Genomic DNA, 16,448 nt, shown 5'->3' with positions numbered 1-16,448 from the left:
AGGAAACCTCAAGAGTTGTTTTCGGCGGCTGCCTGGAACCGGCGCCAACGCATGTCGATCAACCATCCGAAGCATGCCAGGACGCCGTACCAAGCGAAGAACGACAGCCACTGCTGCAGTTCGGGGCGGCCCTTTGCCCACACGGCGAGAATTATGCCCGCGAGCATGATGAGGTACCAATATAGAGCGGTCCGACCGTGACTGACGCCCGATCGAACCATCCTTTGATAATAGTGCTCACGGTGCGCTTGCCAGAACTTTTCTCCGCGTAACAGACGTCTCAAAAGTGTTACAGATGCGTCAACGATAAAGGGAGCGAACACCATCGCGGGAAACCAGATCGGCCAGGCGTTGGTACGCCAGCCCCAGTAGCCCAGCGCGCCAGCCAGGAATCCGAGCGGAATCGAGCCGGCATCGCCGAGAAACAGCCGTGCCGGATGAAAGTTGAGCAGCAGGAAACCCAACGCCGCACCGGCAACCGCCGCGCCAGCCACGACAAGATCGGGCGACGCATGGACGCCATCGAGCGCCGCGACCGCGTATCCGCCGAAGCCGAACAGCGCCATGCCGCCCGCAAGGCCGTCGGCGCCATCCATGAAGTTGTACAGGTTCGTCAGCCAGACCATCGCGAAACCCACGCCGGCGAGCAGCCACCAAGGCGCGTCGGCCGGAAACACGACGATCAGCGCGACGACTGCCGCAAGGTGCGCCGAGAACCGCACGCGGGCCGGCAGCCCGCGCCGGTCGTCGATCTGCGACATGGCGGCCAGCCCTGCGGCGGCGGCGGCAATCAGCCACAGTCGCGGCGTGAGCGCCAGCAATGCGACAACGCACACCGGCACGATGCCCCATCCGCCGACGCGTGGGGTCGGCAGCGTATGGAGCGAACGGTCGTTCGGAATATCGGTTGCGAGGCGCCAGGCCAGGCCGGTGGCAAGCAACGTACGAAGAATCGTCGTCGAAGCGAGTGCGGCGGCCAGGGCCACCGCAGCTGCGGTGAGCCAGGTGGGGTTCGCGAGAAGCATGTGGCCTTATTTTCGTGTATCGCGCGAACGATACCATGCGGCGGTCGCTTCGAGGCCCTGGCGGGTCGTATAGGGCGGCTGCCAGTCGAGCACGCGCCTGATCCGGCCCGTGTCGAGCTGCAGGCTGCCCGTCAGGCGATCGACGGCCGCACTGCGGCCGGTCAGCTTGCCAGCCACGCGCAGCAGGGCCGGCGGCACCGCAAGCAGGCGTGCCGGCTTGCCGAGCGCATCGCCGACGAGGCGCAACAGGTCCGCGACCGACGGCGCGTCGTCGTCGGCAACATGGAAGCATTCGCCGGCCGCGCGCGGATCGATGGCGCAGTGCAGCAGCGCGTCGGCAAGGTTTTCGACGAATACGATGCTGCGCCGCGCCGACACGGCTCCGAGCGGCAACGGCATCCCGCGCGCGACCGCGTCCAGCATCCTCAGGAAATTGGCACGGACGGTCGGCCCGTAGACGAGCGGCGGTCGCACGACGACAACGTCGAGCCCTGCCGACGCACCGAACTGCGCGAGTTGCCGCTCCGCGCGCAGTTTCGAACGGCCGTAAGCATCCTGCGGATCGGGTTCGGTCGCTTCCGACAATGGCACACCACCGTCGCCCTCGCCGACCGCCTTGATGCTGCTCGCGAACACGACGCGGCGTACGCCGTGATTGCGTGCCGCCTGCGCGAGACGCAAGGTACCAGCGACGTTAGTGGCGTCGAACGCGGCATCGGGGTCGGGCGACTCGTCGCGCATCACGTGCACGCGGGCGGCGAGATGGATCACGCAATCGGCGGCCAGACCTTCCGGCCAGCCTTCGTCCAGGCCGTCGAAATCGGCGGTGGCGTGCACCCACTCGTGCACGCCGTCGATGCAGCCACCGGGGCGCCGTACCAGTGCGGTCACCGTATGCCCGGCTGCCAGCGCGCGGCGGCAGACTGCCCGGCCGACGAAACCATTCGCGCCGGTGATGACGAGATGAGTCATCGCCATCTCCGGCCTTGCGGGCTGACGGCTCGGCGAAGCGGTGTGCAACCTCGGATGGCGCACGCAGGCAACGCCTGCCAATGCGCACGACTATCCGCGCACGACCGGCACGGGGGAACTGCAAGGGGGACGAAAACGAACACGTCAGGATCTCGAAGACAGGGAGAAGGCCGATCGCTGGCGCCGTCATCGATCGGCGCCGCCCGGCTGGCATCCGGGGGCATATCGTGCCTGCGCGGCCATTGTAACCTTGCCGCCGCGCCACAACCAAACCGGGGCCGCCCGTCTCGCGCGGTAGCGCGCAAAGCGGACGGGCCTTCCTTCAGGCCAGCAACGCACCGATGCGGTCAACGAGCGGCGCAATCATCCGCTCCCATCCGTGCTCGCGCTCGACGAAGGCGCGCGCGTGCCCAGCCATCTCGACCGCCGCGGGCTCGTCGGCGACGAGCCGCTCGATACGACTGACGAATTCTCCCGGCGTATCGGCGATCAGCAGATCCCGGCCACTTTCCGCGCCCAAGCCCTCGTACCCGAGCGACGTGGTGACGACAGGCAACCCGAGCGCCATGTACTCGAGAATCTTGTTCTGCACGCCGGCGCCGATGCGCATCGGGCACACGCCGATCGCGCCGTCGGCCGCGGCCTGCGCGACTGACTCGACCCGGCCGGTCACGTCGACGCCGTCGTACGCGCGAAACTGCTCGGCCAGCGCGGGGGCGATGGACCCCACGATCCGGAAGCGATAGTCGGCACGCTTGCGCAGCAACGGCAGCACCGCTTCGGCGAAAAAGTGGCACATGTCCTGGTTCTGGACGGTGCGCATGTCGCCGATGAAAACCAGGATGCGGCTCGCCATGCTGCGTGCGGTATACGGCAAGTTCGACAGATCAACGCCGTTCGAACACACCATCACCTTCCCGGCGGACGCGCCGGGAAACAGGTAATCGCGGTCGGTCCTGGAAACCAGCACCGACAGGTCGAAATCGTCGACGATCGTGCGCTCGTAGTCGAGCAGGCGCCTCGCCTCGATGCCAAACACACGCGACTTCAACCCGCGCGCTTTCTTCAACTGCTTCACGCGGCTGTAGTTGAGCGAGATCGCATCGGTCATTTCCAGGATGCGCGGCTTGTCCGACCGGCGGACATACTCCGCGCAGCGCACGAGATGCACGAATGCGCCGTCGTGCGACGGCAGCAATCGCGATACGGCCGCCGCAAATGCGCGACTCCGGTAGTACGCCACCTGCAGCGGCGTGCGCGTGGGCAGCGCGAGCAGCGTGTTGATGTAGGATCGCCGACGGGACAGCAAGACCCGTTCGACCCGGTCGAACACGCCATCGTCGGGTAACGCGGCGTGCATCTCTTCGTCGCTCTCGCACAGACTCAGCAGCGTCAGCGAGTAATGGCGGGACAATACGCGGCAGAGGTGATAGATCCGCAGCTTGTCGCCGCCGATTACCGGATACGGAAACCGGGGCGTCAGCACCAGCAGCTTCTTCCTGTCCTGGCTCATGACAGACGCGCCCAGAAATCCTGAATCGAAGGACGAACGGCCGATGCTGAGAAGGTGCGTGCGCGGTCCATCCCGGCACCGGCCGCCACGTCGAATCGCGTGCTGTCGTCCCACACCCTGCGGATCTGTTCCGCCATATCTTCCACCGAATAGGGATCGAACTGCAGGCCGCACTCACCAGCGATCTCGGGCATCGACGTCGTGTTGCTGCACGCGACGGGCGTACCCGAGGCCATCGCCTCCAGCAACGGAATTCCGAACCCTTCGAACAACGACGCAAAAATGAATGCGCGGGCTCGGCGGTAATGCTCGCGCAACTCCTCCCGCGACACATAGCCAAGCAGTTCGACGACGCCCGTCAGCCCGAGTGCGTCCGCCCGTGCGAGGAAATGGGTGTGATGGTCGGACTTGATCCCTGCGATCCTCAGCCGTGCATCGTCACCGAGTGCGGGGCGCGCCACGGCAAAGGCCTGTAACAGCCGATCGACGTTCTTGCTCGGCGCCTCCCCCGCGACCGTGAACAAGTAAGGCTCGCGCGCAACCTGACTCACCGGCGGCGCGAACCAGTCATCCGCAATCATGCACGGAATGACGGGGACGTCCGCCTCACGCAACCCGAACCGCTCCATCAGCTCCCGCTGCGTGAACCGAGAGATCGTCAACACGGCGTCGGCCCGACGCACGAGCCTCGGCACCACCTGGCGACGATAGATGCGCCCGGCGGTCTGATACAGCGATCGCGCCGGCGGCAGCACATTCCAGGGCTTCAGGTAGATCAGGTCATGGACGACCGCGACGATCCGCGTGTTGCCGGTGGATTGCAACGGCCCCGTGTTGTACGGACACAGCAAATAGTCGAGCTTCTGTTCACGGCACCGGCGCGGCAACTCGACCTGCTCCCACCATGGGAAGAAGCCGCGCCCTGCGCTGACGCACGGCCAGTCGTCCGCATGCACGCCGCTGGGACCGAGGCCCAGCACCGACGCGCTGACCGGCTCCACCAGTTGTCGCGCGTAGCGCCCCATGCCGCGGTAATTGCCCACCATCCAGGTGATATCCACCCCCAACTTCACGCGACGCTCCTCGAAGCGAATTGACTCATGAATAACGCGTCCCGCGCAGAACGGCTTCGTACACGGCCACCGTCTTCTCGGCGCATGCCGACCAGTTCAGTTCCCGCGCACGCGCGAGTCCGGCTCCGCGGAGCATATCGGCCTTGCCCTCCTGCTCGACGATCATTCTCATGCCGTCCGCTATCTCGTCGGTACGAGACGGATCGACCAGAATCGCCGCATCGCCCGCGACTTCGGGAACGGATGTCGTGCTGGACGCCACGACCGGCAATCCCGACGCGAAGGCTTCCACGACAGGCAGCCCGAAACCTTCGCACAGCGACGCGAACACGAGCGCGCTGGCCGACTGCATCAGCGCGCGCACGTCGTGATCGGGCAGATACTGGAGCCAGCGAACGTTGCCGTCACCTCCCGCGCCCAAACGCGCGACGAGTTGCTCGCAGCCCCACCCGGCGCGTCCGACGATGACCAGCGGTATCGCACGGCGCAGGTCCGCCGGCAAGCCCGCGTGCGCGTCGAGTACCCGCTCGAGATTCTTCCGCGGTTGCAGCGTCCCCACACACAGGAAGAATTGCGCCGGCAAGCCAAGCCGCTTCAGTACTTCGGCGCGCTCGGCCTGATCGATCCGTTCGAAGAAACGAGGATGCACGCCCAGCGGAACGACGGAAATCCGTTCCGGCGCGATGCCGAAATGCTCGACGATTTCCCGCTTCGAATAATCGGAAATCGTGATCACATGATCAGCCCAGGTTCCCGAGCGGCGCAGTAACCAGCGGCGCAGCGCCGCCAGTCGGATCGTCGTCCATTCCGGATGCGACAGCGGAATTGCGTCCATCAGCGTCGCGATGACCGGTGCCGAAGACAGTTTGGGAATCAGGTGATCCGTCGCATGGAACACGTCCACGCTTTCTGCGCGCAGCGCCCTTTCGTCGATGGACGTCCAGGGTGTCACCGCGCCCAGCACCGTCGCGACCTCATGCCGACCGAGATTGACCGGCGGCCGAGCCCCCGGAAACACATCGTTGCCGACAACCGCACCGAAGCCCGCGGGAACGAGGCCGATCCCGCCCCGCGCCAGCAGCGCCCGCCCCAATTCGCGCGTATACGAACCGATGCCGTCAACACCGCCATGCGCACTGCTCCGGGCAAGCGCAGTCGTGCCGAAACCTACCTTCACCCACGCCCTCCGCCAAACATCCAGCGCAGCGTGCTTTCCAGCGGAATATCCTCGAGCGGCCCGACTGCGGCCTGCAACCGCGTGCCGTCGCCCTGCAATCGGCGCACTTCATTCGCGCGCACGAAAGCCGGATTGACGCGCACCTCGATCGAGTAGCCGGCGATCTGCTCCATCAGCGCGATCACCGACTTCAACGACACCGCCCGGCCGGAGCAGACGTTGAACACGCCGCCGGCAGGCGCGAGTTGCAGCAGGCGCCGGTACGCGTCCACCACGCGGCGCACATCGGAAAAATCGCGCTCGACATCGATGTTGCCGAGCTCGATCACGCGCTCGCCGCGCTGGAAATGGCCGACGATCTTCGGCAGCAGGAACTGCGGCGACTGGCCGACGCCCGTGTAGTTGAACGGGCGTGCAACGACGATCGGCAGTTTGTCGTGCCAGAGGCGCGCCATGTACTCCATCGCCAGCTTGCTGACCGCGTAGTCGTTCGCCGGATTCGGCTCGACGGATTCATCGATGACCTCGACCGCCGCGTTGCCATAGATGTTGGCGCTGCTGGCGAGCAAAACCGCTTTCGGACGGCTTTCCTGGTTAGCAAGCGCCTCCAGCAGGTTGCGCGTGCCGACCACGTTCGTGCGATAGATCGCGTCGGCGTCACCGTGCGCGACGAACGCGATCGCGGCGAGATGCGCGACCACGTCCGGCCGTACGTCGGCGACGACTTTCGCCAGTTCCGCGCGGTCGCACAGATCCACCCGATACATGTCGGACCCGATCGCTTCGGCACCGTGCGCGGTGCCGAATACACGATAGCCAGCCGCCCTCAGCGACTGCGCCAGATAGTCGCCGGTAAAGCCGCCGAGCCCCGTGACCAGCGCGCGCGGCACGTCAGAACGAGAAGCCGAGTTCATTGCGTCGCAGATCCGCTTCAACCATCATCGCGCACAGCTGCTCGAGCGTTGTCTTCGGCTCCCAGCCCAGCTTCTGCTTCGCCTTCTCCGGATTGCCGATCAGCAGGTCGACCTCGGCCGGGCGATGGAACTTCGGATTGACGCGAACCACCGTCTTGCCGGTTGCGACATCGACGGCGATCTCGTTCACATCGCTGCCCTTGAATTCGAGGTCGACGCCGGTCGCCTTGAATGCCATGCGCACGAAGTCGCGCACGGTTTCGGTACGGTTCGTGGCCAGCACGAACGTATCCGGTTCGTCGGCCTGCAGCATGCGCCACATACCTTCGACATATTCCTTCGCAAAGCCCCAGTCGCGCTTCGCGTCCATGTTGCCCAGTTCGAGCACGTCGAGCTGGCCGAGCTTGATCTTGGCGACGGAATCGGTGATCTTGCGCGTGACGAATTCGCGGCCGCGCAGCGGCGATTCGTGATTGAACAGGATCCCGCTGCAACCAAAGATGTCGTAGCTCTCGCGGTAGTTCACCGTGATCCAGTGCGCATACAGCTTCGCCACGCCATACGGGCTGCGCGGATAGAACGGCGTCGATTCGATCTGCGGAATCGCCTGCACCTTGCCGAACATTTCGGACGTGCTTGCCTGGTAGAAGCGAACCTTCGGATTGACGATGCGGATCGCCTCGAGCAGGTTCAGCGGACCGACGCCGGTGATCTCGGCGGTCGTGACCGGCTGGTCGAACGACACGCCGACGAAGCTCTGCGCCGCGAGGTTGTACACCTCGGTCGCGCCGGTCGTCTGCAGCAGGCGAATGCTCGCCGACAGGTCGGTCAGGTCGTATTCGACCAGGTGCAGGTTCGGATGCTTGGCGATGCCCAGCTCTTCGATACGCCAGAAATTCACCGAGCTGGTGCGACGATAGGTACCGTAAACGGTGTAGCCCTTGTCGAGCAGGAGTTCGGCGAGATAGGCGCCGTCCTGGCCGGTGATGCCGGTGATGATGACTGTCTTCATAGTGATGCTCTTTCCTTACGAAAGTGATGCGCTTTTTGTAAAAAGCTTCGCCAGGTCGCGAGAACTTTGGGCCCAGGTCAAATAAGCCATGCCTTCGGACGAAGGCGCCTGCCCCCTGCTTTCAAGTTCCAGCCAGGCGTTGATTTCAACGGCCAGATCCTGCCCGGTCTCACTGGAGAAATAATAGGCGTGATCTCCCGCGACTTCCCGAAACACGGGGATATCCCGGGCAATGATGGAAATCCCGTGTTGAGCCGCCTCGATCAGCGGAAGGCCGAAGCCCTCTCCGTATGAGCCGGCGATCAAGCACGACGATGCGGCGTAAAGCGCTTCCAGATATTCGTCGCTGATACCCTCCAGCCAGAACAGGCGCCGGCCGAGTTCCGGATGCCTCTTCAGCCGCGGGACCAGATCCCCTACCAACCAGCCTTGCTTGCCCACCAGGACAAGGTTGACCTGCCGATTTTCCTGCCACAGCCGTTCGAATGCATCCAGGATCTGCGCATGCCCCTTGCGAGGCTCCAGCGTCCCGACCATCAGGAAGGACGGTGATTTCTTCAGCGTCGCCAGCAAGTTCCCGGCATCGGCGGGAAGCCCCGTCGATGCGACGGAATTTTGAATATCCGCACCCAGGTGGAACCAGTCGATCGCGAAGCGGGCTGCGCGCTCCGGCGCATGTTGCGCCATCCATCGAGCCAGATCGCCCGCGACGGCCTCCGAAATGCAGAACGCACCGTCGCTCTCCGCGACGACGTCCAGCCACTTGGCGAAATTCTCGGCAACGCCGGGACCGAAATATTGGGGCAGGAAAATACACAGCAGGTCGTACACGACAAACTTGACCTGCACGCCCTGGTGCCGGAGCTTCTGGTAGAACGCCCGCTGCGCAGGCACGAGCTCTGGCGCGAGGTCCAGGCCGAGAAAGATGTCGCCGGGCCCGTAATCGACAGGCGCGTCATGCAGCCACGCGTCTTCGAAACCCATCAGCTCGGCGGTGAATCGGCGGGCATAAGTATACGACTGCGCCGCCGTCGCATAAACCGGCTCCACCCTGAACCCGGCGGGGGGATGCTCCAGCCATTCCTTGACAAGACTCCTCACCACCCGCTGGATGCCACTTTTCGCATCGTGTTGAGCGAGCTCGGAGATATCCACCAGCAGTTGCCGCTTCGCATTGCGCGGCACAACGTTCCGGGCCATGGCCGCCGCGGCCTGCTGCAACTGGTTGTCCTCGGCTGCGCCGGCCTCTGCGACGACTGCGCGCGCCAGTATCGCGGGATGCGCCAACCCTGCAACATGGAAGCGCTCGATTGCATCGCGATACGCTTGCGCACACAGATCCGGAGCGTGGCGGCTCACGATGAGCTCCCGCGCGGTACGACCCAGTTTCGTCCGCAACTCGGTATCGGTGCGCAAGGTTTCCAGCGCCTCGACGAGTTGCGGCTCGGTAAATGCGTCTGGCAGTTTCCATACGGCGTCGTCGTCAAGGTCGGCCATGCTGCCATTCGCGTTGACGATGACGGCCTTGCCGTAATTCATGCAATCCAGCACAGTGCCGGACGTTTCACCTCTGGACAGGGTTCGCAACTGCACACCGACGTCGGCAGCCGCGAGATACTGGCGGAAAATCGAAATATCCGCCCAGCCCGTGATCCGCACGTTGGCGGTCGAACCGAGCTCGCGGATCAGGCGCGACACGTCCTGCCCGTATTGCCCCGGATTGTTCTCGCCGACAAACACCAGATGACAGGTCGCGTCCTTTGCCAGACACGATGCAGCCCATGCCTTCAGCAATTGCAGGTTCAGCTTCATCGGCCCCAGCAATCCGAATGCACAGACCAGATAGTCGCTTTCCGCAATACCGAGTGCGGCGCGCGCGCCAGCCCGGTCGAGGTCGACATCGTTGTCTCGCATGTGGGGAATTTCGACCCAGTCGCCAAGGTCGCCGCCATACCAGCGCATGGCCTGGCGCTTCGAATTCCCGGAGTGGACGATCAGGCCCAGGCTCTTCTGAATCACCTCCAGGCTGCACGGATACTTCCAGACGACATCCGCCGGATCCGCTTTTTGATGGCGCTCGGCCAGGCTGGCGTAGCCGTGGTCCTCATACAACGCCTGCGACAGGCCACCCGGCCGCCATCCCTGGCCGTCCATTTCCGCAACGATGCCCGACAGGAAAAAGTCATGCAGGACCACCACTCCGGGAATGACATCCAGAAGCGGAAACATGTAGCGATGGAAGGACGAATTGCCGAAGTGATAGACCACACGGTCATACAAGCCGGCATGGTCAAGGAACCACTGAGCAGACCTTACCATCACGCCATCGAACTGCGGATTCCCGGCGGTATCCGGATCGACGATGACATCGATATCGTAGAAATGCGCAAGCTCAGGCAGCAGTTCGGCACTGTAGTCCGCTATGCCGGTGCGAGCAGGCGGCAGCGGAGAAACATAGGCGAGCTTCGGGCGCCGCGACTCCTGTCGATGCGCGGGCTGCTTGCCCCGAACATGCCACTGCTCCATGGCTGCAATGGTGCGGCGTGCGCTTTCATCCCACGAGAAGCGGCGCGACTGCTCTTTCCCGTGCCGAATCAATGCTTCGCGGAACGGCGCATCGGTCAGACCGCGACGGATTGCGTCGGCAATCGCCGCGTCGGAATGCGGATCGAACAATGCATCATCCCAACCGATGACTTCCGGCAAGCTGGACGTGTTGGCGCCGATGACGGGCGCCCCGCAGCGCATCGCCTCCAATGCGGGCAAACCGAAACCCTCGTGCCACGACGGGAACACAAACAGCGTGCACAGGTTGTAGAAATACAGCAAATCCTCGTCCGGCACGAAGCCTGTCAGCACCACCTCGCCCTGGCTCAGGCCATGCTGCTGTGCCAAGCGCTCGAGTTCCTGCCGATTCGCGGGCTGCACCGAGCACACGATCGCCAATTGGTGATCACGTCGTACCGCTTCAGGCAAAAGCGCATAGGCCCGAATCAGGCCTTCGACGTTCTTGCGGTGATCGATGCCGCCGGTGTACAGGACAAACGGTTTCGTCAGCCCGTATTGCTTGCGCAACGTCGCTTCCCGTTCCGGGGAAACGTCGATGGACTGGAATGCATCGTCTGCGTCGGTGCCGATGTTGATCGAGCAGTCTGCGGGCAGCCCCAGGTACTTGATGCCCTCTTGACGCGAGGACTCCGAAATACCCAGCCACAAATCAGCCCGGCGCAAATGGTCGACCTTCTCCAGATACCAGGACTTGATGACCGGATTGTTCAGGTACGGATCGGGGTTGATATACGGAATCAGGTCGTAAAGCGTGACCGCGACCGGAATATCGTGCTGCAGTCGATGGACGCTCGTGACCGCATCGTCGCCAAGCCCCTCGAACAAACTCGTGACATAGATGAAATCCGGCTTCAATGTACACAGGAACGACTCGAATCCCAGTTCCGCCGCATGCCGCCGCCAATCGTTCGATTTTTCAACGTGCGAAACAGGGGCTGCGGCGTGCCAGACCCGAATGTTCTCGAGCGGCAGCACATGTGAAAACGCCTCGCGAATGGGCTCAATGGTCTCGGGAAACAGGTCGCTCAGCGCCAGAAAGATCTCGTGCTCTCCGCGATTGCGCACCAGGCCTTTTGCAATCGCCTGGGTGTAACGGCCGATGCCTCGATTGCGCGAACCGGTGCTCTGCGCACCTTGCATATCGATGACGATCCGCATTACGCCCCCTCCTTCTTGCTGTAGCTCTTCGCTGCAAATGCCAATGCAGCATGAATTTGTTGCGCGCGCGGACTCAGACTCTCCGGCGGCACGTCGGGTCGTGCGGAATAGGGACGCACCGTCCCGGAAACAACGGGAATCAGCCGTTGCTTGAGACCGGGAAAACGGTTGAGCACGGAAACGGCGAACCGCCTGAACGAAGGGTGCTCGTCGCCGAATCGTGCAGTCTGCTGAATGACGCGCTTGAGTCCGGCCTTGAAAACCGTCTTCCCTTGCCCCTTCAGCACGAGCGCGACGATCCGAAGCGGGCGGGTGATTTTCCACGACGTGCTGTGATACATCGCATGCAGTTGCGCATTCGCCTGATGCATCATGGCCTCGGCCTGTTCGAGGCGTGCCTGCAATTCGAGTACCTGGCGCTCGACATGCTGGCGCTCTCCGTCCACCAGTTGGTTTCGCTCCTCGACCAGTTGGTTTCGCTCCTCGACCAGTTGGCTGCGCTCGTCGACAAGCTGGCGTCGCTCGTCAGCCAGCCGGTTTCGCTCTTCGACGCGCTGATAGCGCTCCTCTGCGAACTTCAACTGCTCGGTCACCGTCTGCAGCCGGTCGACCAGCTCGCTCCACCGCTCTGCGGAAAGCCGCAGCGCCTCCTCCGCACGCTCCACCCTCGCGTCGACATGAGAAAGATTCGAGGCCAGCCGTGTTTCGTAGCGATCCGCAAGGACATCGATCGTCAGGCCGTAATCGGCATCGAATGCCGCGTCGAACGCGCCTTGCGCCGAACTGGCCGCCTTCTGCGCAACGATCGCGTAATCGGGACTCACGCTACCGAGGATGTTCAGGAGGTGAACCTTCGTTTTCGCGTCGCGCAATACCTCGGGCTCCTGAAGACGCACGACCTTGACGCGATCGAACCCAGCGTGTTCGGCAACGAACGAGAGCAGCATCGGAGGCACCGGCTTCTGGTGCGACGGATCGATATAGAAGTTGCACGTCGCCACAGCGATGTTTTCCGGATTGGGCGTCTCGAGAATGAGCAGGCCACCGGGCTTCAACACGCGCAGCGCTTCGCTCACGAGCGTCTTCAATTGCTCGAAGCTCACGTGTTCGACGACGTGAAAAGCCGAGATCAGCGCATGGCTGTCCGAGTCAAGCGTCGCGAGATGCTCGATCGCGTCGCCCTTCGATACCGGTAGATTTCGCTCACGGCACGCTTCAAGCATTTCGTCGTCGAGATCCACACCCGACGCGACAAAACCGGCTTCGATCATCAGTTCCAGCCACTCGCCGCGACCGCACCCGACATCGAACGTCATCGCGCCGGGGTGCAACGCCGCCAGCGGCTGAAAGAACGCCGCGTACTTCGCCAGCCGGCTTTTGATCAGATCTCGCGACCCGCGATGCCGGTCCTCGAACGCACGATAAAAACTGTCCACTACGGCAAACTCCTCACCGTCGTCGGCAGCCACGCCACACCGACGAAATCATCCATCTTTATGTTCACGACGTTGAACACCAGCGCGTGATCGCGCCACTGGTAGTTATTTGCAAGATGCGCATCGCCCGTATGCAGTGCAACGGCAACCGAGTAGCTGCCCACGCCGATGTTCGCCGTGAATTCGAAAAGCAATTCCACTATCTGGCCTTCGGCAAGATCGACCAGCACCTGCTTCAGGTGATAGGTGTTCGTTCCGAACACCGTTTGCCCGAGCCTGTCCTTGATCATGTACCCGACGACCAATTCGGGAATCGCCTTGACGCATTTGACCTTGACGCGCAACGCGACTGGCTGCGCGACGCCGATGATCTCGACGGGCTGGCCTGACCGATCGAGCAGCGTAACCTCGTCGATCAGTGCCTCGCCGGTTCCGGAAACGGTCTGCACCGCACCACTGTCCAGCTTTTCCTGCCTGACCTCACTGTTCTCACGATCGGCCAGCATCGCGTTGTAGTAGTCCATGACCGCTTCGGGCGGCCCCTCCATCTCCAGCCGCCCCGCATTCAGCAGGATCGCGCGGTCGCAGATTGCCTGAATCGCGGCTTTGTCGTGCGCAACGATCAACAGCGTCGTGCCCTTCTTGCCGAACTCGCGGATGCGGTCGAAGCTCTTGTGCTGAAAATACGCATCGCCGACCGATAGCGCTTCGTCGACGATCAACACGTCGGGCCGTCGAGCCGTCGCGACGCTGAACGCGAGACGCATCTGCATGCCGCTGGAGTACACGCGCACCGGCTGATCGATGTATTCGCCGATTTCGGCAAACGCTTCGATCTCGGGCATCATCGCGGTCAGTTCGTCGACGCTGTAGCCCAGCAACTGACCGGCCATCATCACGTTCTGGCGCCCGGTGAAGTCCGGATGAAACCCCATCCCGAGCTCCAGCAGTGCAGCGACGCGCCCGGTCATCGACACGCTGCCAACAGTCGGCTGCGTGGTCCCGACGATCATTTTCAGCAGCGTGCTCTTGCCCGCGCCGTTGATGCCGATGATGCCGATCGCCTCGCCGGCGCGCACCGAAAAATTCACGTCGCGCAGCACCCAGTGCAGCTTGTGATGCTCCTTGCGACGCGGGTCCATCCACTCGACGAGACGTGACCAGCGTGTCGGGTACTGCTTGTAGGCCTTGCCCAGATTGGTAACGGTAATGGTGCCCATCAGAGTTCATCCACCATTTCGCCCGCATGCTTGCGGAACAGGCCCAGGCCAAAAAGACACAGGACGATACCCAACACGGCCGGCAGCCAGAGCGCCTGCCAGTCCGGCCATACGCGCTGCACCAGTACGACCTGGAACGACTGGATCACCGGCGCCATCGGATTGAATCGCATCGCGGACTTCACGCTATCCGGCAGAATGTTGACCGAATAGACGATCGGCGTCAGCCAGAACCAGAAATTCAGCACGATTCCGAAGAACTGCCCGACATCACGGAAAAATACATTCAGCACGCCCAGCGTAACGCCAAGGCCGATCGCGAACAGCGTCATCACCAGCAGCACCGGAAAAATCGCGAGATACGAAATGCCGGGGAAATTCCCGGTGATCACCAGGAATGCAGTGAACAGCGCGAAGACGATCACGAAACTGACCAGCGCGTTGGCGACCACGATCACCGGCAGACACAGCCGCGGAAAGCTCAGCTTTTTCAGCAGGTTGGCGTTGTCGATGAAAGCAGTCTGCCCTCGGCTGACGACTTCCACGAACATGGCCCATGGCAGAACGCCGGCGCACAGGTGAACGCTGTACGCGAAGGTGCTGTCCACGCCGGGCAACCGGGCATGCATGACACGCGAGAAGATCACCGTATAAACGACGATCATCGCAAGCGGATTGAGGACGGTCCATGCTGCGCCCAGCAGGGAATTACGGTACTTGGACTGAAATTCCCGCTTGACGCTTCCCAGGATGAAGCCGCGATAGGCCCACAGGGCTCTCAGCATGCCCAGCATCAAGCCCGCCCGTATACATCTTGGAAACGAACGATGTCGTCCTCTCCCAGATACTCGCCGCTCTGCACCTCGATCATCACCAGGTCCAGCACACCCGGATTCTCGAGGCGGTGCTTGTGCCCCGCAGGAATATAGGTGGACTCGTTGGTCCGGACGAAAATCTCCTGATCGCCGTTGACGACCTTGGCCATCCCGCTCACGACGATCCAGTGCTCGCTGCGATGGTGGTGCATCTGAAGGCTCAGGCTCGCACCCGGCTTGACTTCGATCCGCTTGATCTTGAACCGCGGCCCCTCTTCCAGCACCGTGTAGGTACCCCACGGGCGGCTCACGGTGCGGTGCAGCTTGTACGCGTCGTGATTACGTTTCTTCAGCCGGGCGACCACCTGCTTCACATCCTGCGCGCGGTCAGGATGGGCGACCAGCAATGCGTCGGGCGTATCGATGATCATCAGGTCGGCCACGCCGACCGACGCCACGACGCGATCCTGCGTCTGCACGTACATGTTGCGGCTATCGACGAAGATCGCATCGCCGACGGCCCGGTTGCTGTCCTGGTCAGGCTCGACCAGGTCGCGCACCGCGCCCCACGAGCCGATGTCGCTCCAACCGAAGCTGGCGGGCACCACCGCCACGTTCGACGAGCGCTCCATCACTGCATAGTCGATCGAGATGTCGGGCATCTTCTCGAACGATTCGGCGGGAATCTCGAGCATTTGCGTCGACGTCTTGTTGGCTTCCTGCAGCGCCGCCCAGCATGCTTCGGCGGCCGCGGCGACGTCCGGGGCATGGCGGGCCATCTCGTCCAGAATGACGCCGGCCTTGAAACAGAACATGCCCGAGTTCCACAGATAGTTGCCCGCCGCCAGGTACTCGGCCGCCTTCGCTGCATCCGGCTTCTCGACGAAGCGCAGCGCCGCTCGACCGGCTCCGACAGGCTCGCCTGCCTCGATATAGCCGAAGCCGGTATCCGGGCTCGTCGGCACGATGCCGAACGTCACCAGCCGGCCCTGCTTCGCCAGTTCGGCTGCGCTCGCGACAGCGGCCACGAAACCCTTCTGGTCCTGCACCAGGTGATCGGCCGCGAGCACCAGCATCAGTGCGTCGCGCCCGTATTTTTCAGCGACATGATGCGCTGCCATTGCCACGGCGGGCGCCGTGTTGCGACCGGCCGGCTCGAGCATGAACACGCCGGGCCGCTGTTCGCCGAGCGCCGCGCTCACGAACTCGTCCTTGCTCATGAAGTAGTAGTCGCGGTTGGTGACCGTCAGCAATTCTCCGCTCTGGGCGTCGTCACCGCCGCCGACCGCCGCGGCAGCGCGACGGTAGGTTTTCAGCAGCAGACTCTCGCCATCGGCGAGCTTCATGAACGGTTTGGGATGCCCTTCGCGAGAGACGGGCCAAAGTCGCGTACCGGCACCACCGGACAGGATGACGGGGATTAACATCACATTCACTCCACATTTAGTATTCGCTGGCGAAGCCAACGCCTTCGCCACTTACATCCATACACCGGCCGGCATGGTTGCCAGCCGGTCATGCGAGACCCGGCCGGAACGGAATTATAGCCGGCACCACTCCCACCG

General features: G+C 63.1%; 12 protein-coding genes. All 12 read right to left on the bottom strand.

Features of this window, described 5'->3' with window-relative positions:
- Nucleotides 1-8 precede the first annotated feature (8 nt).
- Entirely contained in the window at nucleotides 9-1,025 is a 1,017-nt protein-coding gene (locus QZM35_RS36395; RefSeq protein ID WP_089424676.1) for a glycosyltransferase family 4 protein, read from the bottom strand.
- A gap of 6 nt (nucleotides 1,026-1,031) precedes the next feature.
- A complete protein-coding gene (locus QZM35_RS36390; protein ID WP_089431358.1) occupies nucleotides 1,032-1,997 on the bottom strand; it encodes an SDR family oxidoreductase in 966 nt (321 codons plus the stop codon).
- Between the two features lie 322 nt (nucleotides 1,998-2,319).
- On the bottom strand, nucleotides 2,320-3,510 hold the full coding sequence (locus tag QZM35_RS36385) for a glycosyltransferase (protein WP_301777705.1): 1,191 nt from the start codon (nucleotides 3,508-3,510) through the stop codon (nucleotides 2,320-2,322).
- A complete protein-coding gene (locus tag QZM35_RS36380; protein ID WP_089424674.1) occupies nucleotides 3,507-4,583 on the bottom strand; it encodes a glycosyltransferase family 1 protein in 1,077 nt (358 codons plus the stop codon). The genes QZM35_RS36385 and QZM35_RS36380 overlap by 4 nt, the downstream gene beginning before the upstream one ends.
- A gap of 25 nt (nucleotides 4,584-4,608) precedes the next feature.
- Nucleotides 4,609-5,760 carry a glycosyltransferase family 1 protein gene (locus QZM35_RS36375; protein ID WP_089424673.1) on the bottom strand — a complete coding sequence of 384 codons (1,152 nt, stop codon included), beginning with the start codon at nucleotides 5,758-5,760 and terminating at the stop codon, nucleotides 4,609-4,611.
- Nucleotides 5,757-6,674, bottom strand: a complete 918-nt coding sequence (locus QZM35_RS36370; protein ID WP_089424672.1) for an NAD-dependent epimerase/dehydratase family protein — start codon at nucleotides 6,672-6,674, stop codon at nucleotides 5,757-5,759. Before QZM35_RS36370 ends, QZM35_RS36375 begins: the two co-directional genes overlap by 4 nt.
- Entirely contained in the window at nucleotides 6,652-7,686 is a 1,035-nt protein-coding gene (gene gmd, locus QZM35_RS36365) for a GDP-mannose 4,6-dehydratase (protein ID WP_089424671.1), read from the bottom strand. The genes QZM35_RS36370 and gmd overlap by 23 nt, the downstream gene beginning before the upstream one ends.
- Nucleotides 7,687-7,701: 15 nt before the next feature.
- Nucleotides 7,702-11,412 carry a glycosyltransferase gene (locus tag QZM35_RS36360; protein WP_301777699.1) on the bottom strand — a complete coding sequence of 1,237 codons (3,711 nt, stop codon included), beginning with the start codon at nucleotides 11,410-11,412 and terminating at the stop codon, nucleotides 7,702-7,704.
- Nucleotides 11,412-12,881 (bottom strand): methyltransferase domain-containing protein, encoded by a 1,470-nt coding sequence (locus tag QZM35_RS36355; protein WP_254600199.1) that lies wholly within the window; start codon nucleotides 12,879-12,881, stop codon nucleotides 11,412-11,414. Before QZM35_RS36355 ends, QZM35_RS36360 begins: the two co-directional genes overlap by 1 nt.
- Nucleotides 12,848-14,068: an ABC transporter ATP-binding protein gene (locus tag QZM35_RS36350; protein ID WP_089424668.1), complete on the bottom strand. Its 1,221-nt coding sequence runs from the start codon at nucleotides 14,066-14,068 to the stop codon at nucleotides 12,848-12,850. Before QZM35_RS36350 ends, QZM35_RS36355 begins: the two co-directional genes overlap by 34 nt.
- Nucleotides 14,068-14,862 (bottom strand): ABC transporter permease, encoded by a 795-nt coding sequence (locus QZM35_RS36345; RefSeq protein ID WP_089424667.1) that lies wholly within the window; start codon nucleotides 14,860-14,862, stop codon nucleotides 14,068-14,070. The genes QZM35_RS36350 and QZM35_RS36345 overlap by 1 nt, the downstream gene beginning before the upstream one ends.
- Nucleotides 14,862-16,310: a mannose-1-phosphate guanylyltransferase/mannose-6-phosphate isomerase gene (locus QZM35_RS36340; protein WP_301777698.1), complete on the bottom strand. Its 1,449-nt coding sequence runs from the start codon at nucleotides 16,308-16,310 to the stop codon at nucleotides 14,862-14,864. The genes QZM35_RS36345 and QZM35_RS36340 overlap by 1 nt, the downstream gene beginning before the upstream one ends.
- Nucleotides 16,311-16,448: the final 138 nt, after the last annotated feature.

The sequence above is a fragment of the Burkholderia sp. AU45274 genome (assembly GCF_030482505.1).
Taxonomy (GTDB): Bacteria; Pseudomonadota; Gammaproteobacteria; order Burkholderiales; family Burkholderiaceae; genus Burkholderia.
This window is presented reverse-complemented; position numbering and strand designations above follow the sequence as displayed.